The organism is Synechococcus sp. Cruz CV12-2-Slac-r, assembly GCF_024346075.1.
Lineage (GTDB): Bacteria > Cyanobacteriota > Cyanobacteriia > PCC-6307 > Cyanobiaceae > Synechococcus_D.
Genome location: NZ_JAGQEK010000078.1, coordinates 1 through 8,168, shown reverse-complemented (window position 1 = coordinate 8,168; position 8,168 = coordinate 1). Strand labels below are relative to the sequence as shown.

Sequence of the window (8,168 nt, the reverse complement as noted above, 5' to 3'; positions counted from 1 at the left end):
TCCCAACAAAGCGTTGGTGATTCACCAGTAGTGCCGCATACAACTAAGGCATCAGAGCCGTGATCTACAAGGTGGCGAGCCAAACGACCAGCAAGGCCAAGATCCACTGCACCATCACTGTCAAATGGTGTAACCATCGCTGTAACTAAATGCCCAAAAACTGCACTACTCATGGCGCCACCTGCTGCTGCAAAAGTTCAGCAATTTGAATTGCATTCAATGCGGCCCCTTTACGAATTTGATCACCGCAAAGCCATAACTCAAGCGCATTTGGATTACTTAAATCTTGGCGAATTCGGCCCACCGCCACCGCATCACGGCCGGTTACATCGCTGGGCATCGGGAAGCGATTAGTGGCGAAATCTTCAATTAATTCCAAGCCAGGTGCTGCCGATAGCAAGGCCCTGGCCTCCTCTACCGGGAATGGTTCTTCGAATTCAAGATTCACCGCTTCCGAATGGGCTCTTAGCACCGGAACACGCACGCAAGTGGCAGTTAAACGAAGTTGATCGAGCCCCATGATCTTGCGAGTTTCATAGAGCATCTTCAATTCTTCTTCGCAGTACCCATTTGCTTGCAGCGGTGAATTGTGCAAAAACAAATTAAATGCCAAGGAATAGGGCAACACTTCACTTTGCGGTTCACCACCATCGAGAACAGTGCGGCTCAACTGCTGCAACTCCTCCATCGCCCTAGCGCCAGCGCCACTGGCAGATTGATAAGTGCTTACCACCACTCGCTTCAAGGGGCGCTGCGCCGCAAGCGGAGCTAACGCCAAACTCAACAAAATTGTGGTGCAATTCGGGTTGGCAATTATGCCTTTGTGCTGCAGGGCAGCCGCTGGATTCACCTCTGGAACCACCAGTGGCACTTCAGGATCAAGACGAAAAGCGCTGGAATTATCAATAACAATTGCCCCTTGCTGCACCGCTATGGGTGCCCACTGGCGCGACACCGAACCACCAGCTGATGCCAAAACAAGATCTACCCCCTGCAGCGCTGCTTCATCAACAGCTTGCACCTGAAGTTTTTCCCCTTGCCAGGGCACCGCAACACCAGCCGAGCGGGGGGAGGCCAAAAGCCGTAATTCCTTGATCGGAAAGGCGCGTTCAGCCAAAAGAGCAAGCAGTTCTTGGCCCACTGCGCCTGTGGCCCCAAGAATGGCAACGGTTTGCGGCTTTGCCGCGTTTGCGGGGGTCAACGGTGGTAAGTGAGATCAAGCAAAGCTGAACAACCACGGAAGGGCATCGCCTTCTCGTTTGTTATTCCAATAATACGCACTAAGGATCCCCGTGCCGGTTTGTTTCTAGGATCACGAGCTTGGATTGAATCGGCCTACCCATGAGCAGCACCCTTACGGTTTCCACTTCCCCTTTGCCTGGCAGTCGATTAGCCATCGAAGTTGGGGTGCCCGGCGGCCGCTGCCAAGCCTCCTACGAAGCGGCAATTAAGAAATTGGGCCTCACTGTGAAGCTGGCTGGGTTCCGTCAAGGGAAGGTGCCGCGGCCAGTTTTGTTGCAACAACTGGGGGCTATGCGGGTGAAGGCCACAGCCCTTGAAGAACTAGTGGAAAGCGTGTTGAAAGATGCCCTCGCCCAAGAGCAGTTAAAAGCCCTCGGGCAACCGGAATTGAGCGGTGGTTTCGACAGCCTGCTGGCGCAATTTGAACCCGGTAAGGAGTTGCTGTTGAAACTGGAAATGGATATACCGCCAACGCCAACACTAAAAACCACCAAAGGATTAAAAGCAGAAGCAGAAGAAGTGCAATTCGATCCAGCTCGGGTAGATGAGCTGCTCGAGCAATCCCGCAAGCAACTGGCCACCCTGGTGCCGATCAGCGATAGAGCTGCCGCCATCGGTGATGTGGCTGTAGTGAGCTTCAGCGGTGTTTTTAGCGATACCGATGAAGCAATAAGCGGTGGCAGCGCTGAAAGCCTTGAGGTGGAGCTGGAGGTGGGGCGAATGATCCCCGGCTTTGTTGAAGGGATCGTGGGATTAACCCTTGGCGCTGAAACCGAGGTGAATTGCCAATTCCCTAGCGATTATCCAGATGAAACATGCCGCGGCCGTGGCGCTAGCTTCAAAATCAGCCTCAACGATCTCAAAGCCAAAGAACTACCCAGCCTTGATGATGCCTTTGCTCAACAAGCAAGCGATAAAGAAACCCTGGCGGAACTGCGCACAGAGCTGGAAACACGCCTAAAAGTTGACGCCGAAAAACGCCAAAAAATCAACCGCGAACAAGCTTTGCTGAAAGCTTTGGTGGCGGAATTAGAGGTGGAAATCCCTGAAAGTTTGATTAAAGAAGAAGTGAACACGATGTTGCAGGAAACCGCTGCTGAGATGTCTCGCCAGGGGATGGATATCAACAAACTGTTCACCCCTGAGCTGGTGCGCAATCTGGCCAGCAAATCACGGGAGGAGGCCACTGAACGGCTGCGGGGCAGCCTTGCCTTGCAAGCCCTTGCCAAAGCGGAAGCTATCGCTGTGGAAGATTTGGTTTTGGAGGCGAAATTAAAAGAGGTGATCCGCGGTTTAAGCGATACCAATCGGATTGATCACGCACGGCTGCGGGCTGCTGTTGCGGAAGATCTGCTTAAGGAGGCGGTTTTTAGCTGGCTTGAAGAAAATGCCACCATCAAAATTTCCAAAAACATCCCCGAAAAGGTTTCTAGCGCTGATGAATCCAGCAAAAAGCCCGCTGCTAAGGCAAAGGGCAAAGCCAAACCAATAGATTGAGCTAAATACAGCGGCAGCCCGTGCTCAACGCCCTACATTTTCATCCAGTTCATAGCCACTGGCAAAACACCATGGTGCCCACCGTGGTGGAGCAATCGGGGCGTGGTGAACGGGCATTTGATATCTACTCGCGCCTGCTGCGAGACAGAATTATTTTCCTTGGCACTCCCATTAACGATGCGGTGGCCGATGCAATCGTGGCGCAACTGCTTTTCTTAGAAGCAGAAGATCCAGAAAAAGATATTCAAATCTACGTAAATTCGCCTGGAGGCTCGGTAACGGCTGGCTTAGCGATCTACGACACGATGCAACAGGTGAGCCCGGATGTGGTAACGATTTGCTATGGCCTGGCCGCCAGCATGGGTGCCTTCTTGCTTTGCGGAGGCCGTAAAGGTAAGCGTTTGGCTTTGCCTAATGCCCGAATCATGATCCACCAACCCCTTGGCGGCGCCCAAGGCCAAGCGGTTGATATTGAAATTCAAGCTAAAGAAATCCTGTTCCTTAAAGACACACTTAATGGTTTGATGGCAGCCCATACGGGCCAACCGATCGAAAAAGTTGCCGAAGATACAGACAGAGACTTCTTTCTTTCCCCCCACGAAGCAGTGGAATATGGGCTAATCGACAAAGTTGTAATCGACTAACGCGTTGACGCGACCCCCTTTGGGGTTGATCCTGTGTTTTCAGCAGCTAACCAGTAAGGGGCGATGGCAAAGTTTGATGCTCACCTGAAGTGCTCGTTTTGCGGAAAGTCGCAAGAGCAGGTACGCAAGTTGATCGCGGGCCCCGGCGTTTATATCTGTGATGAATGCATCGATCTTTGCAACGAGATCCTTGATGAAGAACTTGTAGACGTGCAAGGGGGCGGCAGTCGCCATGGAGTGCAAGAGAGCAGCCGCAAAACTGCCCCAACCAAAAAGGTTTCAAAGCCAATTCCCACCCTCGCAAGCATTCCAAAACCGCGAGAGATCAAAAATTTTCTAGATCGCCAGGTGGTGGGACAAGAGGAAGCAAAAAAAGTATTGTCTGTTGCTGTTTATAACCACTACAAACGCCTGGCTTGGCAGGGGGATGGCAAAGGGGAAAGCGAAGCAAGCGCCACCCGTTTGCATAAATCAAATATTTTGTTGATCGGCCCTACAGGCTGCGGCAAAACATTATTGGCGCAAACCCTAGCTGAATTACTAGAGGTGCCATTTGCTGTAGCAGATGCCACCACGCTCACAGAAGCAGGCTATGTGGGTGAAGATGTGGAAAACATCTTGCTGCGTTTACTGCAAAAAGCAGATTTAGATGTGGAACAGGCCCAGAGAGGGATTATTTACATTGATGAGATCGATAAAATCGCCCGTAAAAGTGAAAACCCATCGATCACAAGAGATGTATCTGGGGAAGGGGTGCAGCAGGCGCTGTTGAAAATGCTTGAGGGCACTGTGGCAAATGTGCCACCCCAAGGCGGGCGTAAACATCCATATCAAGATTGCATTCAAATAGACACCAGCCAGATTCTGTTTATCTGTGGTGGCGCTTTTGTTGGCCTTGAAGACGTAATCCAAAGGAGGCTAGGCCGTAATGCAATCGGCTTTGTACAAACAGACAACCGCGGCCGCAATCGCAATAAGGAATTAGATGCCGCCAAGGTATTGCGTCATCTAGAACCTAATGATTTGGTGAAATACGGCCTTATTCCTGAATTTATCGGCCGTATGCCTGTGAGCGCTGTTCTTGAACCCCTAGATGAAGATGCCCTAGAAGCGATCCTCACCGAACCCCGCGATGCCCTAGTGAAGCAATTTCAAACCCTGCTTTCGATGGATAGTGTGCGTTTGGAATTTGAACCCGGAGCGATTAGGGCAATCGCGATCGAAGCGAATCGCCGTAAAACAGGAGCCCGCGCCTTGCGGGGGATCGTAGAAGAATTAATGCTTGATTTGATGTACGACCTTCCTGGCCGCACCGATGTACCTAAATTTGTAATTACTCAAGCCTTAGTAGAAGAACGTCATAGTGCCAAAGTGATCGCCCATCCCAGCAGCATTGATCAACAGGAACGCGCCTAAAGCTATGGCCGCGGCCGATCATCTAGAAGTTCCGCGGCGCCATGGTTTATTTATGCACCACGGCATTGATCTTGGCGACGGCACTGTGGTGCATTATCTAGAAGGAAAACAAATATTGCGCAGCCCATTGGCAGAATTCAGCCTTGGCGAACCCGTAAAAGTTGTGGCTCATAGTGATGCAAACCCCGTTGGTGTAACCCTGCGTCGAGCAATGCGACGGCTCGGGGAAGAACGCTACAACCTAATGCTAAATAACTGCGAACATTTTGCCGTGTGGTGTAAAACTGGGCAGCACCGTAGCAGCCAAGTAGATCGGGCCCTAGGGTTTGGCCAGATGTTATTAGAGCAAGGATTAAATATTAAACAAGAATTAAGCGAGCAAACATTTGCAACGCAATTAGAAGCGGTTGAAAAACTTAGAAGCCACCTCCAGGAATTGCTGAAGGGAAAACCCAAGCCTGAGTAGCCTTTAGCTATGGCCTATGAACCGCTGCACCATAAGTACAGGCCCCAGCGGTTTAGCCAGCTCGTGGGCCAAGAAGCTATTGCCACCACCCTTAGCAACGCCCTAAGAACCGGACGCATTGCACCGGCATACCTTTTCACAGGGCCAAGAGGCACAGGTAAAACCTCCAGCGCCAGGATTTTGGCGCGATCGCTGAATTGCGTTGCCAGCTCAGAACCCACCCCAGAACCCTGCGGCAGCTGCGAATTATGCCGCTCGATCGCATCTGGTAGCGCTTTGGATGTTATTGAAATAGATGCTGCATCTAATACCGGCGTAGACAACATTCGCGACTTGATTGAACGTTCACGATTTGCGCCGGTGCAGGCGCGTTGGAAGGTTTATGTGGTGGATGAATGCCACATGCTTTCCACCGCTGCATTTAACGCACTTTTAAAAACATTAGAAGAACCACCACCGCGGGTGGTTTTTGTGCTGGCAACCACAGATCCACAAAGGGTGCTGCCAACAATTTTGAGCCGTTGCCAACGGTTTGATTTTCGCCGTATTCCGCTTGAAGCGATGGAACAGCACCTCAGCTGGATCGCAAAGCAAGAAGCGATTGCAATCAATCCAGCCGCTATTCATTTGGTAGCTCAGATGGCCCAAGGGGGGCTGAGGGATGCTGAAAGCTTGCTAGATCAGCTGAGCCTGCTGCCACCACCGGTGGAGCCAGATGCTGTATGGGAACTACTGGGAGCAGTGCCAGAACAGGAATTACTAGGGCTTGCGGCTGCATTAGCTGCTGCAGATCCGGTAGCACTATTAAAAAACATACGGGGATTATTAGATAGGGGCCGAGAAGCCACCGCAGTGCTGCAAGGAATTGCAGGGTTGCTGCGGGATTTAGTGCTGGCGATTGCAGCGCCGGATCAGCCTGAATTGAGTGGCTTCTCCCCAGCAAATCGAGCCGAATTGCCCGCGCTTGCAAACCGGCTCGGACGCCAAAAATTACTGAGCTGGCAGCAAGGCTTAAGGGGCAGCGAAACCCAACTACGCCAGAGCGCCCAGCCACGCTTATGGCTGGAGGTATTGCTGCTGGGCCTGCTATCGGAACCAGCAAATGCATCAGCGCCAGTTGTTACTAAAGCAATACATACCCAGGTAGAAACTGGTGTAAAAACTATTGCAAAGAGTGAAGCTCCCCAAAAAGCACCTGTTGTTAACAATGAAATAATTAATAATGAGATAGTTAATAATGAGATAACTAATAACAAATCACAGGATTTAGCTGTGATATGGCAACAGATATTAGCCAGCCTTGAATTACCCTCTACTCGCATGTTGTTATCTCAACAAGGGGAATTAGTGCGGCTAGATCGCTCCAAAGCGATTGTGCGGGTGGCGCCCAACTGGGTAGCAATGGTGCAAAGCCGTTTACCTCTATTGGAACAAGCAACCACAAAAGCATTAGGGGAAACAAGGCAAGTTATTATTGAAACCGGCAGCGCTCAAGTTTTAGATGCACACATTAGTAAAGAAATAACTAAACCTGCTATCTCAATACCAACTCCCAAACCGATAAGTACTCCTGCAGCTCCAGTTTCAATTCAGAAAACTGAAGCAATTAGCCAAACTATTCAAAGCAATGGCATTGAAGTAGAAGCAAAACGTTTAGCTGAATTCTTTAATGGGGAAGTTGTATTAGATTCAGATGATTTAGAATAAAGATCTTACGGCAATCCGGGAACCGCTAAACCCACATGTGTAGTTTTTGACCATATCAAACGTTTTGGTTTTAAGGCCATTTTTAAACTAACCCAAGGTATTACCAAAAACCAGTGCATTAAATATGTATTTGCCATTAACAAAGTTAAACCTGTGCTATTCGGCAATGCCGGCCCATCACTAGAGCGCTTACCAGCTTGCCGTAAAGCAAAAGCGCTGAGGCTTAAAGTTGAGATTGATAGAGGCCAGAGCAAAGGCAATTGCCGCCAAACTACTGCTGCAAATAAATCGCCATAAATTGCAACTGGCAACATATATTGCAGAACAAAAAATACAAACAAGTCGATTTTTTGGCCAATGCTCAACTTGGCCGATATCAAAGCGGGCCAGTAATCGAGATAACGCTGCAGCCCCCCCTCTGCCCAGCGCTGCCGTTGACGCAACAATGCGCCCCAACGGGTAACAGGCTCTTCTTGCACGGGTGGATTCCAAACCACACCGATCGCTTCGCCTGCAAGGAGCAAACGAAAACTCAAATCAAGATCGTCGGTAACAGTGTCTTCATTAAATCCACCACAAGCCAGCAGCACTTCACGGCGCAACAACTCACCATTGCCGCGAAGTTCACCAATACCACCAGATGCAATCCGCCCTTCCTGGATCACCGCATCAAAGGCCATTTCTAATGCTTGAGAACGGGTAAGCCAACTGGACTCAACTTGCTCCACCGCTTTGCGCAGCTGCAAGGCTCCCCATTGGCGCAGCTTCAAATGCGGCGCTAGCCGTAAGAGCAGGTTGGGATCAAAACTGGCGTCAGCGTCTAACACCATCAGCCACTCCCCTTGCAGCTGGGGTAACAGAGCATTTAAGGCCGCACTTTTACCGCCACCAGCATCACGGGGCCTACGCCTTACCTCTAAAAATGGAAATTGTTCCGCAAGTTTTTCAAGAATTTGAGGCGTACGATCCAGGCTGCCATCATCCATTACCCAAAGGCTTAGTAATTCTTTGGGGTAATCAAGATCTGCCACAGCCTGCACTAATCGAGAAATAACAGCTTCTTCATCCCTAGCTGCCACCAATACATCCACCCTTGGCAATGAATCACTTGCTACGGAATTGGCTACGGCATTGCTGCTTAGAGCTTCACTAACTAACGCGTTAAAAGGTTCCTCGATTTGATGGCGGGGGCTGAG

General features: G+C 50.3%; 7 protein-coding genes and 1 pseudogene. 5 read left to right on the top strand and 3 right to left on the bottom strand.

Annotation, left to right across the window (positions count from 1 at the left end; genetic code table 11):
- On the bottom strand, window positions 1-173 hold a 173-nt coding region (locus KB557_RS07290; protein ID WP_255132777.1), incomplete at its 3' end, for a dihydrodipicolinate synthase family protein.
- The gene (locus KB557_RS07285) at window positions 170-1,201 is read right to left on the bottom strand and encodes an aspartate-semialdehyde dehydrogenase (protein ID WP_255132773.1); all 1,032 of its coding nucleotides are present in this window, start codon (window positions 1,199-1,201) and stop codon (window positions 170-172) included. The genes KB557_RS07285 and KB557_RS07290, both read right to left, overlap by 4 nt.
- Before the next feature lie 140 nt (window positions 1,202-1,341).
- Between KB557_RS07285 and tig the strand changes: the two genes are divergently transcribed.
- From tig to KB557_RS07260, 5 genes and pseudogenes are all read left to right on the top strand, one after another.
- On the top strand, window positions 1,342-2,739 hold the full coding sequence (gene tig / locus KB557_RS07280; protein WP_255132771.1) for a trigger factor: 1,398 nt from the start codon (window positions 1,342-1,344) through the stop codon (window positions 2,737-2,739).
- Between the two features lie 71 nt (window positions 2,740-2,810).
- Window positions 2,811-3,383: an ATP-dependent Clp endopeptidase proteolytic subunit ClpP gene (clpP, locus tag KB557_RS07275; RefSeq protein WP_255132775.1), complete on the top strand. Its 573-nt coding sequence runs from the start codon at window positions 2,811-2,813 to the stop codon at window positions 3,381-3,383.
- Between the two features lie 63 nt (window positions 3,384-3,446).
- A complete protein-coding gene (gene clpX, locus KB557_RS07270) occupies window positions 3,447-4,799 on the top strand; it encodes an ATP-dependent protease ATP-binding subunit ClpX (RefSeq protein ID WP_255132769.1) in 1,353 nt (450 codons plus the stop codon).
- A 4-nt stretch (window positions 4,800-4,803) separates the two neighbouring features.
- Window positions 4,804-5,247: pseudogene (locus KB557_RS07265) on the top strand (lecithin retinol acyltransferase family protein); the annotation flags it as partial.
- 27 nt (window positions 5,248-5,274) lie between these two features.
- Window positions 5,275-6,972, top strand: a complete 1,698-nt coding sequence (locus tag KB557_RS07260; protein ID WP_255132766.1) for a DNA polymerase III subunit gamma/tau — start codon at window positions 5,275-5,277, stop codon at window positions 6,970-6,972.
- Window positions 6,973-6,977: 5 nt separating this feature from the next.
- Here the strand turns inward: KB557_RS07260 and KB557_RS07255 are convergent.
- Window positions 6,978-8,168: glycosyltransferase family 2 protein (locus KB557_RS07255; RefSeq protein WP_255132764.1), on the bottom strand; the 1,191-nt coding region annotated here is incomplete at its 5' end.

Excerpts from the sequence above, each read along its gene's own strand:
- KB557_RS07260 (WP_255132766.1), top strand. The coding sequence starts at position 5,275 with ATGGCCTATGAACCGCTGCACCATAAGTACAGGCCCCAGCGGTTTAGC.
- clpP (WP_255132775.1), top strand. The coding sequence starts at position 2,811 with ATGGTGCCCACCGTGGTGGAGCAATCGGGGCGTGGTGAACGGGCATTT.
- tig (WP_255132771.1), top strand. The coding sequence starts at position 1,342 with ATGAGCAGCACCCTTACGGTTTCCACTTCCCCTTTGCCTGGCAGTCGA.
- clpX (WP_255132769.1), top strand. The coding sequence starts at position 3,447 with ATGGCAAAGTTTGATGCTCACCTGAAGTGCTCGTTTTGCGGAAAGTCG.